Annotated in this window: 8 protein-coding genes and 1 tRNA gene; 7 read left to right on the top strand and 2 right to left on the bottom strand. The window is 54.4% G+C overall.

Annotated elements, in window-relative coordinates; genetic code table 11:
- The first annotated feature begins 28 nt into the window (after positions 1 to 28).
- Positions 29 to 535, top strand: a complete 507-nt coding sequence (locus BUB27_RS06155; RefSeq protein ID WP_234991689.1) for a hypothetical protein — start codon at positions 29 to 31, stop codon at positions 533 to 535.
- Between the two features lie 50 nt (positions 536 to 585).
- Here BUB27_RS06155 and fabD read toward each other — a convergent pair whose 3' ends face one another.
- Entirely contained in the window at positions 586 to 1,515 is a 930-nt protein-coding gene (fabD, locus tag BUB27_RS06150) for an ACP S-malonyltransferase (protein WP_143158695.1), read from the bottom strand.
- Positions 1,516 to 1,563: 48 nt separating this feature from the next.
- Positions 1,564 to 2,649, bottom strand: a complete 1,086-nt coding sequence (locus BUB27_RS06145) for a glycerate kinase (RefSeq protein ID WP_143158694.1) — start codon at positions 2,647 to 2,649, stop codon at positions 1,564 to 1,566.
- Positions 2,650 to 2,746: 97 nt separating this feature from the next.
- On the opposite strand from BUB27_RS06145, the gene BUB27_RS06140 reads away from it, so the two are divergent.
- The 6 genes from BUB27_RS06140 to BUB27_RS06115 all read left to right on the top strand — a co-directional run bounded on the left by BUB27_RS06140 (position 2,747) and on the right by BUB27_RS06115 (position 18,285).
- Positions 2,747 to 2,834: transfer RNA gene (locus BUB27_RS06140), tRNA-Ser, on the top strand.
- A 110-nt stretch (positions 2,835 to 2,944) separates the two neighbouring features.
- Positions 2,945 to 3,610 (top strand): response regulator transcription factor, encoded by a 666-nt coding sequence (locus tag BUB27_RS06135; protein WP_143158693.1) that lies wholly within the window; start codon positions 2,945 to 2,947, stop codon positions 3,608 to 3,610.
- 132 nt (positions 3,611 to 3,742) lie between these two features.
- Complete coding sequence (locus BUB27_RS06130; RefSeq protein WP_143158692.1) at positions 3,743 to 5,161, top strand: sensor histidine kinase; 1,419 nt, start codon at positions 3,743 to 3,745, stop codon at positions 5,159 to 5,161.
- A gap of 283 nt (positions 5,162 to 5,444) precedes the next feature.
- On the top strand, positions 5,445 to 12,455 hold the full coding sequence (locus BUB27_RS06125; RefSeq protein ID WP_143158691.1) for an autotransporter-associated beta strand repeat-containing protein: 7,011 nt from the start codon (positions 5,445 to 5,447) through the stop codon (positions 12,453 to 12,455).
- 38 nt (positions 12,456 to 12,493) lie between these two features.
- Entirely contained in the window at positions 12,494 to 13,123 is a 630-nt protein-coding gene (locus tag BUB27_RS06120; protein ID WP_143158690.1) for a PEP-CTERM sorting domain-containing protein, read from the top strand.
- Between the two features lie 86 nt (positions 13,124 to 13,209).
- Entirely contained in the window at positions 13,210 to 18,285 is a 5,076-nt protein-coding gene (locus tag BUB27_RS06115; RefSeq protein ID WP_143158689.1) for a beta strand repeat-containing protein, read from the top strand.
- Positions 18,286 to 18,298 lie beyond the last annotated feature (13 nt).

Genomic DNA, 18,298 nt, shown 5'->3' with positions numbered 1-18,298 from the left:
TTGTCGAGATTCGTACAATGTCTCCGCGATGAAGTTGATCGGCGCCATCTGGGGAACAATTGGGGTAACTTACCTTATCGGTAAATCCATCACCACCCTCTCAGGCTATGCCAAAGAAGCTCTTGATTATGAACTAAGTACCTTTCAGTGGGTTTTCTTGATCCTTTATTCCATTTTCATGCTCGTTTGCGAGGGCTACCGGGGCTTCCAGAAGAAATTCTGCCCGCGTACCGCAGCTCGTGTAAAGTATCTCTACGATAACCCTCGTCCGCTACACGTCATTCTCGCTCCCTTTTTCTGCATGGGCTATTTCCACGCGGACAAGAAAACCAAGATCATCGCGATCTCGATTTCACTGCTCATCCTCGGCGTCATCTTCTTGATGCGCAACTACTGCCCACAACCCTGGAGAGGTATCATTGATGTGGGAGTCGTGCTCGGACTGAGCTACGGTATCATCTGTTTTTGGGTCTTTGTCTTTCTGGCATTCACCTCGAAAAACTTCAATCACTCCCCTCACCTTCCAAAAAAATAACGGCACCTCCGAAGATGTGCCGTTATCAAAAAAATGGGGATTCCCTGAGCTTATGCAAGCTTCTGGATAGCCTCTTCAAGTGAAGCGGCATCCTCGATTGAGATCACCTCGACACTCTTGTCGATACGTCCCATCAGACCAGCAAGCACCTTGCCTGGGCCAAGCTCCACGAATGTCGTGTTACCCTCAGCGATCAGAGCCTGCATGCTCTCCGTCCAGCGTACGGAACCAGTCACCTGCTTCTCCAGAGTCTCACGGATCTCGGCGGCATCAGCCACTTGAGTTGCCTTGAAGTTACAGTACACAGGCACGTTTGGAGTAGCGATCTCAGTATCGGCCAAAACAGCAGAAAGCTTGTCCTGAGCACTCTGCATCAAGCGGGAGTGGTAGGCACCAGCAACATTAAGCTTCTTCGCCATGCGGATACCGCGCTCCTTGGCACCAGCAACCGCCTTGTCGATACCTTCCACAGTACCTGAAAGTACGATCTGACCTGGCGCATTGAAATTGGCTACATCCACATCACTATCGGCAGCCAATTGCTTCACCGCTTCCTCATCACCACCGATCATGGCAGCCATGCTACCTTCGGTGCTTTCGCAAGCTTCTTCCATGAACTGGCCGCGCTGGGCGACTACGTTCAGTCCGTCTTCAAAACTGAAAGTCCCAGCTGCTGCATGGGCGGTAAACTCGCCAAGGGAAAGGCCAGCCGCTGCAGTCACCTTGAGGTCTGCCACTTTCTCCTTGAGAACAGCCAAGCAAGCCAAACCGTGGAGATACAGCGCAGGCTGGCAGCGGGATGTCTTGGTGAGTTCCTCATCCGGACCATCGAACATGATCTCGGAAAGAGAAAAACCGAGAGCTTCATCAGCCTTGCTGAACAACTCCTTGGCTACCGAATACGCTTCCACGAGATCCTTACCCATGCCCACTTTCTGGGCACCTTGTCCTGAGAAAAGAATGACTACTTTTTTACTCATGCGCCGTTCCTAACCTCAAGTACCCCTGAGGGCAAGCCCTCATCACCACTACATGCCAGCCAATTCCCTGGCCCTGCCGCGGACCAATTCTGCGGCACGCGCCATGCACTCGGAAGGACCAAGCCCCAGACTGCATAGGCTGAGACACTGATCGAACATCTTTTCAGCCCCGTCTTCCACCCTACCAGCAATCGCAATCACTGGCTTGCCAGCCTCTTTGGCTAACTTGGCAATACCAGCCGGCCCCTTTCCTTCCTCAGTCTGGGCATCTAGGCTACCTTCTCCAGTGATCACCAGATCAGCTTCCTTTATTCTTTCCTCCAGCCTAAGTTCCTTGGCTACCAACTCAAATCCCTTCACCAGCTTGCCGCCAGCAAAGCGCATCAGCCCAAAGCCCATGCCTCCTGCCGCTCCCACTCCCGGAATTGTACTCAATTTGCCAGCATCCGCGGCATAGACCAACTGGGCCAGCGCTTCATCCAGCTGCACCACATCCTCCGGACTGGCTCCTTTCTGAGGCCCGTAGACGGCACTGGCCCCGCGGGCCCCGAGAAGAGGATTCTCCACATCACAAGCTACCAACACTTCAGGTAGATCGATCACTCCACTCTCATCGATACGATCCAACCTCAAAAGCTCACGCGGATTCGGCTCAAGCTCATTACCATCTGAATCTAAAAATTTGATCCCGAGCGCCGCCGCCATCCCCACTCCACCATCATTGGTGGCACTACCTCCGAGGCCAATCACGAGTTTCGTAGCGCCCATTTCACGCACGGCATGCCGCATCATCATCCCCACACCGAAGGTGGACGCTGCCCAGATATCCCGATCCCCTTCCTCCAGCATCGCCAGCCCGGCAGCCGCCGCTATCTCAATCACCGCCACATGACCACACAGAGCATACTTTACTTCTCTGATCTTCCCCAGTGCATCACTCGCCACACACTCTACCCACTCACCGCCAAGGGCCTGCATCATTGTCTCAGAAAACCCTTCACCTCCATCCGCTATGGGCACTCGATCCACCACCATCCCCGGATTGGCCTCCCATAGCCCCTGAGCAATCGCCTCACAAACCTCCGTCGCAGTCAGCGAGCCTTTAAACTTATCACACGCAACTAGAATTCTCATGGTACCAATCTGAAAAAATCCGAAAAAAACTCCACTGTTTTCTTGCAAATATCTCGTCACCACGCTTTCTTCCCTCCCAGCAACCAAATTGCAACACGGAGGGGTGGCAGAGCGGTTGAATGCACCGGTCTTGAAAACCGGCAAGCCGAAAGGCTTCGTGGGTTCGAATCCCACCCCCTCTGCCATTTTGGTCCAATACGGCCTGAGTTTCTCAACTAGAACTCAGGCCTTTTTTTGGTCTACACCAAAGTGAGATGTGATAGGCACTTTCAAGGTTATCTGATATCTGTATTTCATGCACATCGTAGTCATCGAAGACGAACCAGATCTAGGATCCATTTTAAAGGAGATCCTCGAAATGGAGGGCCATCACGTAGAACTGATGACCAATGGACGTGACGGCCTTAATCTGGCACTTCACGCCCAGCCGGACCTTGTCCTCATTGACGTCATGCTTCCTGAGTTGAACGGTTGGGAGGTTCTAAAGGCCCTGCGCCGCAAAAGCGATGTCCCCGTACTCATGCTAACAGCAATGGACGCCACACAAGATCGCGTACGCGGGCTGGACCTTGGTGCTGATGACTACCAAACAAAACCATTTGAAGTCGAGGAACTCCAGGCACGTGTCAGAGCGCTTCTCCGGCGAAAGACTGGTTCATCGACAACCAAGATCGAGTTCGCACCAAGACTAACCTTCTGCCAAAAAGAACGTAAAGTAACCAAAGATGGAGAGGAGGTCAGCCTTACTAGCAGGGAACTCGCGCTATTAGAGTATTTCATTCAAAATCAAGGAAGAACACTTACTAGAACCATGATAGACGAGAGATTTATCGACTATTCTGATGCCGAAAGTGACGTGCTCAGTGTACTCATCTACCGTCTGAGGAAAAAACTCGGTTCAAACACCATTAAAACAAGGCGTGGACTTGGTTTCGAACTCCCTAAATTTTCTCACCAGTAGCAAGTTGACCAGTATTCACAACCCAGCTCTTGATCTGAAACAATCGCAAGTATGACTCTGGTTTTAATATCTCAAAACGCAATGGCTGGCCTGAACCATTGAGGTAAGTTGGAATCAAAACAGTAGGATCTTATGATTTTTCGCTCAATAGCAACCCAACTACAGCTCTGGCACTGTGCAGTGCCTTCGCTGCTCCTGAATCTCTTACTCATTCTTTTTTATCAAAATCAGGAGAAAGCTCTCACAGAAAATATTGATATTGAGCTCAAGTCTCGCATTTCAGGCATCTTGCCATTCGCGCATCAAGTGGTTGCTTCTTTGGATCACGAAAACTCAGCTGAGGCCGGAGAAAGCCCCACCTCGCCCCAAACACAACTCACGGTCACCCCGGATGCCCCTGTTGCCGAGGCCTTGGACGCTGGCCTATACGTCCGTATCTTTTCCAGCGATAACAGACTGCTATGGAAATCGGACGGAGCGCCTGATTTACCGAATCCAGACGTCCAGTCCCCACACAAGGGAACTAACATTTACACCACGGGAGAATACCGCGAGGCCATCCAACATACGCCGCAATCCTATGTTGTCGCTCTCGGCAGTAGTTGTGAAGCATTGTCACATCAGCTCAACACATTGCGATGGCAGCTCTTTGGCCTAGGTGCAGGTCTCATCTTCATGGGCTGGACTGTGGGATACATCATCACACTCCGAGCCCTTCGCCCTCTCAAAACTATTTCACAAACTGCCCGCTCGATTTCCTCAGGCAAGCGCGGCCAGCGCATCAACGTCGACGAAACGAAAAACGAACTCGGCTCCCTGGCCATAGTGCTCAACGAGAGCTTCGAACGCCAGGACGCCGCCTTCGACCAACAAGTGCAGTTCTTAGCAGACGCCTCACACGAACTTAGGACTCCCCTTGCGATCATTCTCGCCAAAGCACACCTCGGCCAGCATTACACCGATCCGCAAAGCCGGACCGAAGCGCTAGCCACTTGTGAAACCGCAGCTAAACACATGCGAGACCTGATTGAATCCCTGCTCGATCTATCACGCCTGGACTCCGGGGTATTCGAACTGCTCACCACCCCCGGAGACCTCGCGGAAATGGCACAGGCTGCCATCGATTTTATTCATCCCCTTGCTGAAGAAAAAAATATAAAAGTGCGGGCGAAATTGACGAGCGCTCCAAGTGACTTCGACCAGCAGCGCATCCGCCAAGTCTTTATTAATATCCTCAGCAACGCCATCAAATATAACCAGCCAACCAATGGCTGGATAGAAGTGACAGGAAGAGTTGAAGCGAATCACTACCACTTCTCCTGCACGAACTCTGGCAAAACCATTCCGGCTATCGACCTGCCCCATCTCTTCGACCGCTTCTACCGGGTTGACAAATCCCGCACCAAGTCTCGCGAAGGCAGCGCTGGTCTTGGCCTCGCCATCACCAAGTCCATCGTCGAAGCCCACGGCGGCCGCATTTCCGCTGAAAGCGCGAATGAAGTCACCACCGTCACAGTGCTGCTGCCCCTTCCTCCAACGGACCAAAACTGATTTTATTCAGAAATAATCCCGCCGTTCAACTTAGGTTCAAACTCTTTTACTCCAATCGCGCTGTCGAATAACGTCAGGACAGCTCCGATCATCAAAACCCCTGCCCGTTTCTCGACCTACCCATTCCCGAGAAACGATGCAATCCTCATTCACCGCGACCAGCACTTTAGCTGCCATCTCCGGCATCCCTGGCTTCTATACTGCCAGTGTGACCGCCACGACTCCAATCGCGGAATAAAGCTTCGCTCGTCTCTCGAATCATTCAACGACAACCGAAGATGCTATGGAGTTAAACAGCTCAAATCTCAAATTCTCATGGATTGCCTCTCGGCATCTACGTCTCTCGCCCGCAGCCTTATTAATCACTGGCTTACTTACCACATCCGGCTGGGGGCAGATCATCAGCTACAGGGACGGCGAGAACCGCCAGGCACCGGTCTCAACCAGCAATAACGCTCTCTTAAACCTACCATCTGGCATCGCGACTCAAAGCGGTATCATTTATGGAGGTGGTTCGATTACCAAAGCTGGGGCCGGCGAGTTGATTCTCACCGCGAACAACACCTACCAAGGAGCCACGAGCATCTCTCTGGGGAGTTTGAGGATTGGTAATAACTCGACCAGCGGCAGCCTCGGCAGTGGCAATGTCAATAATAACGGCAGCCTTATCTTTGATCGGTCGAACACGATTACCGTAGGAAACCTCATCTCGGGCACAGGCTCACTCACCCAGGACGGCAGCGGCACCCTTAACCTTGGCGGAGCGCACACCTACACGGGAGCGACGATCATTAATTCTGGCAACCTGCGACTATACCACACCATGGCTCTGCAGAATTCCACGGTCGCTATCAATACCCACAATGGACTCAACCTCAATAACCTCAGCGCAACACTCGGCGGCCTCAGCGGCAATGGCAACCTCAGCTTAGGTTCCTCCACACTCACCGTAGGAAACAACAACGCCAACACATCCTACTCGGGGACCCTCAGCGGCAGCGGCAAGCTCACAAAAATCGGCAGCGGCGTATTTACCCTTGCTGGATCTAACACCTACAGCGGCAACACCACGGTCAATGCGGGAACGCTCCGGCTGGCTCATGCGTCGGCTCTGCAAAATGCAGATGTCTCGATCGGCTCGGCAGGCACACTCGACCTCAATAACTTCAATACCAACCTGACCAGCATCTCCGGTAGTGGCGGCCTCGGCCTCGGCTCAGCAACGCTCACCATAGCAGCCGGCAATCAAAATAAATCATTTGCCGGCGTGATCAGCGGCACGGGCAAGGTCGTGAAAACGGGTTCCGGCTCACTCACGTTCACCGGAGCCAATAGCTACACAGGCTCAACATCGGTTCAGGCAGGCAGCCTCGTGATCGGCCAGGGGAATACCAATGCCTTGCAAAACAGCGCGGTGACCATGGCCGCAGGAGCGACTCTTAGATTTGACGATAATGGTGATGGCTCAGAATACCGTCTTGCCTCGCTTGCCGGAGGCGGCACGGTAGACATTGAGGGTAGCCGTTTGGAACTCGGTTTCGACAACAGCTCCACCACCTTTGCTGGTGCCTTTATTGAGGATGCTGCGTTCAGTGCTGGAGTCATCGCCAAATATGGTTCCGGCACCTTCACACTCACCGGCTCTGGCCACTCGGTAGATGGCCTGCAGCTCAGAGAAGGCTCGCTCACCTTGGACGGGACTGCGGGTGACTTGGGGGATATCCAAAACTTGGCTGGTAATACGCAACTCACCCTCCGCAACGTCAATGCCCTCAGCGCAGAGTCACTCTACAATGAAGGAACCTTGCTAGTCACAGGAGCAAACATGAACCTCACGACAGAGGGAGACTTCGATAATAAAAACCAATTTACCCTTTCAAACGGAGCCCTCCTAACAGCGACAGGCAGCTTTGAGCAAGGTGCGTCAGACAGCACCACCATCGACCAGGCGTCGCTCACGATCGCTCGATTTGGCGACGCTCAGGGAACCATTGCCATCAGTGACCCGACGGGCGGAACTGCACTCAGCATCGGCTCTAGCAGCGGAACCAGCACTTTCGCCGGGGCCATTGTCGACCACACCAGCAGTTCTGGCTCGGTCAAAAAAACAGGCAACAGCACGGTCATTTTCTCCGGAGCCAATACCTACTCAGGTGCGACATCGATCGAAGCAGGCAGCCTCACTATCAGTCAGGGTAATTCCAATGCCCTGCTTAACAGTGCGGTGACGGTGGCTTCGGGGGCAACTCTGAGATTTGACGATCAGGGGGATGGCTTTGTTTACTCGATCGGTTCTCTTGCTGGGGCCGGCACAGTAGATATTAACGGAGGAGATCTGGGGATTGGTTGGGACAATAGCTCCACCACCTTTGCAGGCGCTCTTGTGGATGACCCTAACTTTAATGGGGATGGGATCAAAAAGTTTGGTTCCGGCACACTCACCCTGACAGGCTCCGGGCATCACGTGACAGTTCTGCAAATCAGAGATGGCTCGCTTATCCTGGACGGAGCCGCGGGAGATTTTGGGGAGATCCAGATCAACTCTGAAAATCATTTCACGATCCAAAATGGCAGTACCCCCAGCATAGCTTCACTCTATAACGTGGGAACTTTGTTAGTCACGGGATCGAGCACAGATTTCACCATTGAGGGCAGCTTGAGAAATTTCAACCAATTCTCCATGTCGAACGGTGCCAGCCTCACAGCGACTGACGTCTTCGAGCAAAGTGACTCAGATACTACGATCATCGACCAGGCATCGCTGACTCTCGCTCGATTTGGCAATGCCCAAGGCACCATCGCTATCAGTGACCCCGCAGGCGGCACCGCGCTCACCATCGGCACCGACAGCGACACCAGCACCTTTGCCGGAACCATCGTCGATCACACCAGCGGATCTGGTTCAATCATCAAAACCGGCAATAGCACCATCATCCTATCCGCAGCCAATACTTTTAGCGGAACCATCCGCATCGAGGAGGGTATTGTGCGTCTGGGTCATCCTCTTGCCCTACAAAACGCGCACGTCATCGTAGGTGCCAATGGCATCCTGGACATCAACGGCTTCAACCCCACATTCGCGAGTCTATCAGGCGTCGGAAATCTCGCCCTCGGCACCTCCACGCTCACGCTCGGAAATGGCGATGGCGATTCTACCTTTGCAGGAATCATCAGCGGAACTGGTGGGCTGATCAAAAAAGGCACAGGTTCTCTCACCCTCACTGGAGCCAATACCTACAGCGGACCGACCAAGATCGAAGCTGGCAAGATCATCATCAGTAAGGGGAATACCAGTGCCCTGCATCACAGTGCGGTGACCGTGGCCGCAGGAGCGACTCTAAAATTTGACGATCAGGGAGATGGATTTGACTATAACATCGGTTCTCTAGCAGGGGGTGGCACGGTGGATTTCAGTGGTGGTGAATTGAAACTTGGTTTCGACAACAGCTCCACCACCTTTGCAGGTGCTCTGGTTGACGCCCCTCATCTCGGTGGGGGGGTCGTGAAAAAGTTTGGTTCGGGCACACTCACTCTGACCGGCTCCGGGCATTCCATATCAGAGCTGCAAATCAAAGATGGCTCGCTTATCATAGATGGCGCAGCAGGATACTTAGGGGATATTCAGAACCACCCTGAAAGCAGCCAACTTACGCTCCAGAATGTCAGCACTCTCAGCATAGATTCAATCTACAATGCGAGTTCCTTGTTAGTTACGGGAGCAGGCACAGACCTGACCGTTCAGGGGAATTTGAGAAACTTTAACCAATTCACCCTATCGAACGGAGCACGCCTAACAGCAACTGGCGTCTTCGAGCAAAATGCCTCAGACACTACCACCATCGACCGGGCATCGCTGACCCTAGCTCGATATGGCAATGCACTAGGAACCATCGCCATCAGTGACCCGGCAGACGGCACCGCTCTCACCATCGGTACCAACAGCGGCACGAGCACCTTTAGTGGAGTGATCGTCGACCACACCAGCGGCCCAGGTTCCATCACCAAGGCCGGAGATAGCACCGTCATCTTTTCCGGAGCCAATACCTACAGCGGCACAACGACGGTCAGTGATGGCACACTCATCATCAGCGAGGGAAACACCACCGCCTTACGCAACAGTGCGGTGACCGTGGCCTCGGGAGCCACGCTACTTTTTGATGATGATGGGGTTGGATCATCCTATCAGATCGGTTCGCTTGCTGGAGGGGGCACGGTCGACTTTAGGCTTGGCGAACTCGACGTAGGCCTTAACAACACTTCAACCACATTTTCAGGAGCGTTTACCTATGATACTCTTAACAGCCCTGGCGAAATTGAAAAACGTGGCGGCGGTACGCTCACACTAAATGGTTCAAATCATTCGATTGGGGAGCTTGAGGTCTTTGAGGGAGGCATCTTGATCGACGGTGCGAGTGGCAACTTTGGCGCACTTAAAATACAAAGTTCAAATTCAACAATGACCATTCAAGATGTTGATGAGACTTTTCAAGTGAACTCTTTGCTAAACTTTGGAACTCTCAACATCATTGGAGGTGGAACCGAAGTCATCTCTACGGGTGATTTCACCAATGAAAATCAGCTAACGATCTCATCAGGATCCCGAGTCGTCACAAGCGGTGATTTCTTTCAATCTACGGGAGATACACTCACGGTTGATAGAGCGTCCTTCACCTTTGCCAAGTTTGATAACACTGCAGGCACCATCGCCATCAGCGACCCGGATCCCAATGCTGGATCCGCCCTAACAGTAGGCTCAAGCAACGGCACCAGCACCTTCAGCGGAATCATCAAAGACCATACCAACGGCCCGGGCTCTGTCACCAAGACCGGCAATAGCACTGTCATCTTTTCCGGGGCGAACACCTATAGCGGGGCGACGATGATCAGTGAGGGGACCTTGGCTATCAGCAACGGAAACGTGACTACCCTTGCAAATTCCGCCGTGACTGTGGCCTCGGGCGCGCAGCTCACCTTTGATGATGTCGACCAATGGGAATACCGAATCGGCTCCGTAGCGGGTGCCGGGGTGATTGATGTGGGCACTGGCACTTTGGACATTGGCCGGGACAATGCCTCCACGACCTTCTCCGGGGCCTTTCGTTTGACTGAGACCACGACCAGTGGACAAGTCGAAAAGAACGGCAGCGGCATGCTGACCCTGACCGGTTCCGGCCATGATGTGGGATTGCTGGAAGTTCAATCTGGAAGCGTGACCCTTGACGGGGCGGTGGGGAGCTTTGATCGGGTCGATGCCCTGGCCTCCACCACCATTCGAAATACCGACAACGCGTTTGTTGTTGGTCAACTGCGCAGCTTTAACACCTTGACGATCACGGGCGCCGGGACGCTGGTCGAAACCACGGGAAATGTGGAGAACTTCAATACGCTCCTGGTCGAAGATGGAGCTACCGTCCGCCCACTGAATGAGTTCATCCATGACAGCGGAGCCACCACTACCGTGGATCGGGCGAGCCTCGTCGTCCCGAAATTTGGCTTTACGAATAAGGGCACCATCGCGATCAGCGATCCGACCAATGGCACCGCCCTAACGATCGGCTCCAACAGTGGCAACAGCACCTTCGCCGGTACCATCGTCGACCACACCAGCGGCCCAGGCTCGGTCACTAAGACGGGCAGCAACTCCATCACTTTAAGCGGAGCGAACACCTATAGCGGGGCCACGACGATTGAGGCGGGCAACCTCATCATCAGCGAAGGTAACACCACAGCCCTGAGCAAGAGTTCTGTGATTGTAGCCTCGGGAGCCACCCTGACTTTTGATGATGACGATTTTGGAGCCCAATACCAGATGGGTTCAATCGCAGGTGGTGGCACGGTGAATTACCGAGTGGGTGAGCTTCAAGTCGGATCCGATAACTCATCGACCCTATTCGATGGGAGCTTCACGCATGAAACCTTGAACGGCTCAGGGCGTATGGAGAAGCGCGGCAGCGGCGCATTAACTCTGACTGGTTCGGGACATTTGGTCGGTGGATTAGAAAGCTTCGGAGGTGAAGTGATCTTCGATGGAACTAGCGGTGAGTTTGGCTCAATTCGATCCGTAAAAGGAAGTATCACATTCCGGAATGTGGACTCTAACCTCGGGATTAGTGATATTAGCAACTTTAAGACCTTAACGGTCACTGGCTCTAACACCGGGCTAACGATACAGGGTGACTTATACAATGAAGACCAGGTGAGAATTAGCTCCGGTGCGAGTATCACGGTGACAGGGGGGTTATTCCAGAGGTCTGGAGCCGCTATCATAGTTGACGAGGCCTCCTTCACGTTTGCAAATTTCAGTAATGGCGAAGGAACCATCGCCATCACCGACCCGACTGACGGCACCGCACTAACAATCGGCAAGAATAGCGGCCTCAGCACCTTTGCCGGAACCATCGTTGATCACACCAGCGGGCCTGGCTCCGTCACTAAGACCGGCAATAGCACCGTCATCCTAGCGGGCAACAACAGCTACACGGGCACCACGATCATTGAAGCGGGCACGCTGAAAACCGACAATCTCTCAGGCAGCCTCACCAACACCTCGGGAACCTTCTCCCCAGGCAACTCCCCTGCCCACACCACCATCAGCGGTGACTACACCCAGCAAGCCGCTGGCACCCTCGAAATCGAACTCGCCGGCCCCACTCAGGGCAGCGAATACGACTTCCTTGACATCTCAGGCACCGCCAACCTCGCCGGTAACATCAACGTCACCTTCCTAGGCGACTACTCCCCCAGCGGCGGCGAATCCTTCACCATCCTCTCCGCAGGCACCCTCACTAACAACGGTTACACCCTCAACCTCCCAGACCTCGCCAACAGCGGACTGGAATGGAAAGTAGGAACCACCGCCACCAGCCTCACCCTCAGCGTCGAATTCACCGACAACATTGAGGGCTTCCGCGCTCAATACGGCCTCAACCCAGACGGCTCAGACGACTTCCTCGATTGGTCCAACAATGGGACAAAAAACATCCTCTACCACGCCTTCGGCCTCGGCGACCCGAACAACGCCAGCATAAACCGCTCTCGTCTTCCTAGCGGAGAACAAGATGGCGATAGTTTCGCCTTCACCTACCTCGAACCCATCGCCACGACCACAGGAATCAGTATAACGCCCGTCATCTCCACCAACCTAACCGCCTGGCAAACACCCCCCGCCCTCGGCGAACTCCCCACCTCCACCATCACCGAAGACCTCGGCGACGGCTACCAGCGCCACACCCTCACCTTCCCGATAAAAACCAGCCCTCGCTTCTTCACCGTCGAAGTCACCGTCGGTGACTAAGCCGCTAAAGACCCGACCATTCTTACCCAAACACACTCATGAAACACAGCATCCTAACAGCCACCTTGGCTCTCGCCCTCACCAGCATCGCACCTGCAGCCATTGTTTATAACAACGGCACTCCCAACAATTTCTATGGAAACATCGCCGGTGTTGCACATGCTGATTACTTCACCCTCAACCAAGCGTTAAGCTTCAACACCATTCGCGTCTGGATTGGCGATATCTCCGACGGTGGGTTCTCCGGTGACCTCGGCTGGGCAATCTGGACAGACGACACCGGACTGCCAGGATCCATCCTCCACTCAGGGGCCGACAATGCCCCCACCTCTTCCGACTCAGGCATCGAATTCAACTCCGGAAGAAACTATCTGCAGGTGGACATCGATACAGGATCTGTCGACCTAAACGCTGGGAATTACTGGCTCCAAATTCACGAAAATGCAATTGGCCAAACTGGTGACGGCAGCAATGCCTTCTGGGCATTCTCATCTTCCTCTGGCAACTACGCCGTTGAACCCGACGAAGTAAATCTTGAAAATTGGAGGATCGAACCGAATGGCTCCTTTGCCTTCCAACTCATCCAGACCACCTCGGTCCCGGAACCCACATCCACCACCCTCATCGGTCTCGCCAGCCTCACTCTCATCTTTCGCCGCAGGCGCTAACAAACTGACACCCCCCACCGCCCTCGGCTCCGAACGCCGAATGAGAACTCAAGTTGCCCCCATAACCTCACCCGCCATTACTAAACTTGAAACCGAGACTTTATAAAACATTCATTTTGCTAACTCTCACCAGTCCGATCAGTGCTCAGGCTGCGACGGCGATTTGGAGTGGCGGCGGTGGGACCAACAATACGTGGAGTCTGCCATTCAACTGGGTGAACAATCAGAGACCGGGACCTAACGACACTGCTTCATTCCTATTCCATAGCAGCTCAACGCAAGTGTTTCTTCCCATCGATATCGCCAAGCTCGAAATGGGTGCGAGAGGCCCGGCACAAGTTCTGAGCATCGGCCAAAGTTCACCCGGAAACGTCACGGTGTCTGGCCAATCCCTGCTGGGGAACGAGAAAGACGGGACAACACGCGTTTACCTAAACAATGACAGCGAGTTTACTTCTGGCTCAATAATTTTGGGAGGCCCGGGGACTGGCGAGATGGAAGTGAAAGGTGGGAGTTCTCTCAGTACCGGTTCCTATCTTACCCTCGGCGACGATAGTTCAGGAATCGGAACCTTGCTGGTGGATGGGGCGGATAGCAGCCTGTCCACAACCAGTGTCATCAACCTCGGTCTGGACGGCGAAGGTACACTGACCTTCAGTAACAACGCCACCGGATCGGTCGGGACCGATCTGCGGGTCGGCCACAACAGCGGGTCGACGGGAACACTGAACCTCGGCGCAGGAACCGGAATCGCTGTGCTCGACGATCTCCTTTTCGGAGCTGGCACGGGATGGATCAACCAAAGCGCTGGCGCGACGCTGAACGTCACCGATGAGGTCTATATGGGGCATGTCAGCACGGGTCATGGCACCTGGCAGGTCAACGCTAGCCCGGCGACAGTGGGTGACAACCTGTTCGTCGGCTTCAACGGAGGAGGCACGCTGACGGTCACGGGCAGCGGCTCCAGCCTCAGCGTGGCCAACAAACTGGAAGTCGCGCGGAATCCAGGATCGACCGGCACTCTGACACTCTCTAACGGCACGCTCAATGCTGCGAATTTTGCAATCGCTGGATCTTCCGCAGCAGGCGGTGGAAACGGCTCCTTTACGCAGAGTTCGGGTACAACGACCATCACGAACGGAACAGTCGTCCACCAGAACGGAAGCTTCGACCTGGATGGTGGTGTATTCAACACGACCGACTTCACTAGCTCCGGCATTTACGACCAGTCCGGTGGCAGCTTCTCCGCGAACGGCATTTCTACTCTAACAGGACACTCCAACTTCGACCTGAGAGACGGTTCTTTCACCACAAAAAGCCTTTCCGCCACCGGCAACATGGCTCAAAGCGGCGGGACATTCACTGTCTCCACCGCATCCTCCTTCGGAGGAGCCACGGTCTTCGGTCTCGGCAACGGAAACTTCACGACAAACAGCCTGACCAGCTCCGGCCGGATCGACCAGCAGGGAGGAACTCTCACCACAACCACAACATCCACCTTCAACAGTGGGGCTGATTTCGATCTCACTAGCGGGAACTTCGAAACCAACAGCCTGAACAACTCCGGTACATTCACCCAGTCCGGGGGCACCGTAAAAGTCGGCACTACTGCCACCGTCGATAATGGAGGAAAACTTGCTCTGAACGGCGGAACCTTCACGGCCACAACCGGAGTGATCGCCGCCAACTCGGCCCGGATCACCATCGACGGCGGAAGCCTCACCACCCCCAGTCTCTCCACCAGCGCGGGTGGCGGCAGCCTGGTCTTCAACGACGGCTCTATCCACCTCACCGGTGGAAACTGGGACTACGAAAACACCGCACCCTGGCTGCTGGAATCCGCCGATAGCACAGGCAATGCCATCATGGAATACACGGGAAGCACCATCGACCACAGCTCCCAAAGCATGACCATCGGCGAAACTGGCAACGGCAAGCTGGTCTTGAACCAAAGCACGATCTTTCGCACCGGAGATCTCTACCTAGGCTCAGGCGATGGCGGTTACGGAGTGATCGAAATTGGTGGGAGGCTCGGAACCACGACCACACCACGCCTTCTATCTGACAACATCACCCTTGGGGATGAGTCTTCTGCCCGAGGCACGGGGATCCTCGACATCCAATACTTCGATCATGGAAATTCATATTATGATGGAGCTTTCATCGGTGTCGGAGACGCCGATTTCTTGAGCGATAGAGACAGCAGGAAAAACTGGATGATTCTTTCGAATAGCACTAATGACGGTGGAGTCCTCACACTTCAAGGGGGTGCCGATCTGGATCTAGACAGCAGCAGAACACGCTTATTTGTTGGCTACTATGAAGGGGAATACGGAACTATTTCAATGGGCGACGGCTCTACCCTCACAGCTAGCGAGACTATCTACATCGGTGACCAAGGGCATGGCACCTTAACGATGGAAGGCAATGCCGAACTGGCCCTGCGCACCAGTATTGGACATATGTATTTAGCAAACTCCAGCGGTTCCACGGGTACTTGGACCGGAGCCAACGGCTCGCTCCGAAACCTCTATGTAGGGTTTAATGGTGATGGATACCTGAGCATGGCCGCAGGTGATACCTTGGATATCGATTTGCTGCGTGTCTCTTACTTCTCTGGGAGCTCTGGAGTCTTCGCCATGCAGGATGCCAGCCTCGATGCTGGCCCTATCAGGGTTGGAGGGTCGAATGGCGCGTTCAGCGCGACCAACAGCCAAATCACAGGATCGAACCTATTGATTGGCTTAAATGGTCAGGGAACAGTCAATTGCACACATTCAAACGTGATGCTTACAGAAGAAGTCACCTTGGGCCATAGCGGGTCAACTTCAGCCGGTGACTTTGGTCACATGAATATCGTCGGCGGATCCTTTCAAACGGGCAGTGACCTAACGGTGGGACACCTGAGCAATGGCAAGGCAAACTTATTAGACGGTGCCCAGGTCAGCATCGCCGGGGACCTCATTGTCGGCAACAATCTTGCAAGCGATGAGTCCGGAGTTCTGAACCTGACCTCATCCAGCTCTCAGAACCCAAGTTCCCTGGATATCACTGGCAACGCACGGCTCGGAGATCACGGCAGCTGGATCACTGACCTCAAGAGTGTCGTGCGCATCGGCAATGGCGACACAAGCACCATCACTTTCGGCGGTTACAATCTCGTGTCTGACACGTCTGGCGAAGGCAGCTTTCTGACACTGGCGGGCGACGGCGAGCCGGTCAGCACGGATTTCAACGGCCAGCTTCTCGCCGGATGGAATGCGGGCGAGACGGGAAATATCATTCTCGATGGAAGCGGCACCGTCCTCACCACTCGCCTAGGCGCGCGACTAGGGGAGAATGGCAATGCTAATGTCAGCCTGGACAACGGCGCGCAATGGATCACCCACGAATACATTGATTTCGCCGACCAAACAGGCACCGTTGCCATGACCCTGCAAAACGGAGCGAAACTCTCTGGCGGCAAGAGCATGTTTGTCGGCGACGGCTCAGGCCAGGCCACCATCGACCTGTTCTCCGGCAGCTCAATAGACATGGGCTTCCTAGTGCTAGGCGACGATGAATCAGTTGGTCGAATCAACGTCGACGCTTCCACCCTCGGGGTTACAGGCATGGATGTCGGAGACGGGAGTGCCACGCAAGATGGAGAAGGATTTGTTACCCTAACAAACGGAAGCGCCCTCGACTGCCCCGGATCAATTTCCGTCGGAGACTACGGCATCGGAAGCCTGACCCTGGACAACAGCACGTGGGTCACAGAAAACGGTGACATTGCCCGGCTTTACATAGGTAACGATGATACCGCCAGCGGCACCATGACGGTCAGAAATGGCTCCACAGTGGCGATCGAACGCGTGTGGGTAGGTGAACAAGGAACTGCCACCATGATCATTGACGGCGCAGCCACAACCTTCACGCATTACGACAACTTCAGCCAATTGAGAATCGCTCTGGAGGAAGGTGGATCGGGCAGTGTGACCGTCCAGAACGGAGCCACCCATCTCTTCCAGGAGCTCAACACAAACAACGTGAGAATCGGCGAACGCGGAATCGGTCACTACACGGTAACAGGGGCTGGCAGCACCAGCCAGTTTGCCGGAGATGTGGAAGTAGGCAGCACCGCCACCGCCGCCGGTTCCAGCCTAAAGGTGCGTCAGGGCGCACACTTCAGCACTGCTGGATTGCTCGAAGTGGGCAATGGCTGCACCATGCTTGCCGAGGACGCCGACACAAGCGTCCACATCGGCGGAAACTTCGACCTCAACAATGCCGGTCTCAATACCGCCACCCTCCAGAATCAGGCCACGATGAGCATCGCCGGAACCCTCCAGATCGGCAACGACGACACCTTCAATCTGCTCACTGGAGCTACACTGGAGGTTGCGGCAATCAGTGGTAATCTCACCAACACCTCCGGCACCTTCTCCCCTGGTAACTCCCCCGCCCACACCACCATCACCGGCGACTACACCCAACTTGCCGCCGGAACTCTCGAAATCGAACTCGCCGGCACCACCCAAGGATCCGAATACGATTTCCTCGATATTTCAGGAAACGCCAGCCTCGCCGGAACCATCGACGTCACCTACCTAGATGACTACTCCCCCAGCGGCGGCGAATCCTTCACCATCCTCTCCGCCAACACTCTCACCGACAACGGCTACACCATCAATCTACCCGCACTCCCTAACAGCTGGCTGGAATGGGAAGTCACGGAAACTGCAACCAGCATCACCCTTACCATAGACTTCACCGATGACCTAGACGGATTCCGAGCCAGATACGGCCTCAACCCAGACGGCTCCGACGACTTCCTCGATTGGTCCAACAATGGTATCGCAAACATCCTCTACTTCGCCTTCGGACTCGGTGACCCGAACAACGCCAGTATCGACCGCTCCCGCCTGCCTAGCGGAGAACAAGATGCTGATAGTTTCGTCTTCACCTACCTCGAACCTACCAACAGCGCATCCGGCGTCACCATCACCCCTGTCGTCTCCGCCAACCTAGACCAATGGCAGACACCCACCGAACTCGGTGAACTCCCCACCAACACCACCACCGAAGACCTCGGCGACGGCTACCAACGCCACACCCTAATCTTCCCACTCCAATCCACTCCTCGCTTCTTCACGATCAAAATCGAAGTCACCAGAAAATAACACCTATTGATTA

The organism is Rubritalea squalenifaciens DSM 18772, from assembly GCF_900141815.1.
GTDB classification, from domain to species: Bacteria; Verrucomicrobiota; Verrucomicrobiia; order Verrucomicrobiales; family Akkermansiaceae; genus Rubritalea; species Rubritalea squalenifaciens.
The sequence above is the reverse complement of the archived record's forward strand: the minus strand, read 5'-3'. Positions and strand labels throughout refer to the sequence as shown.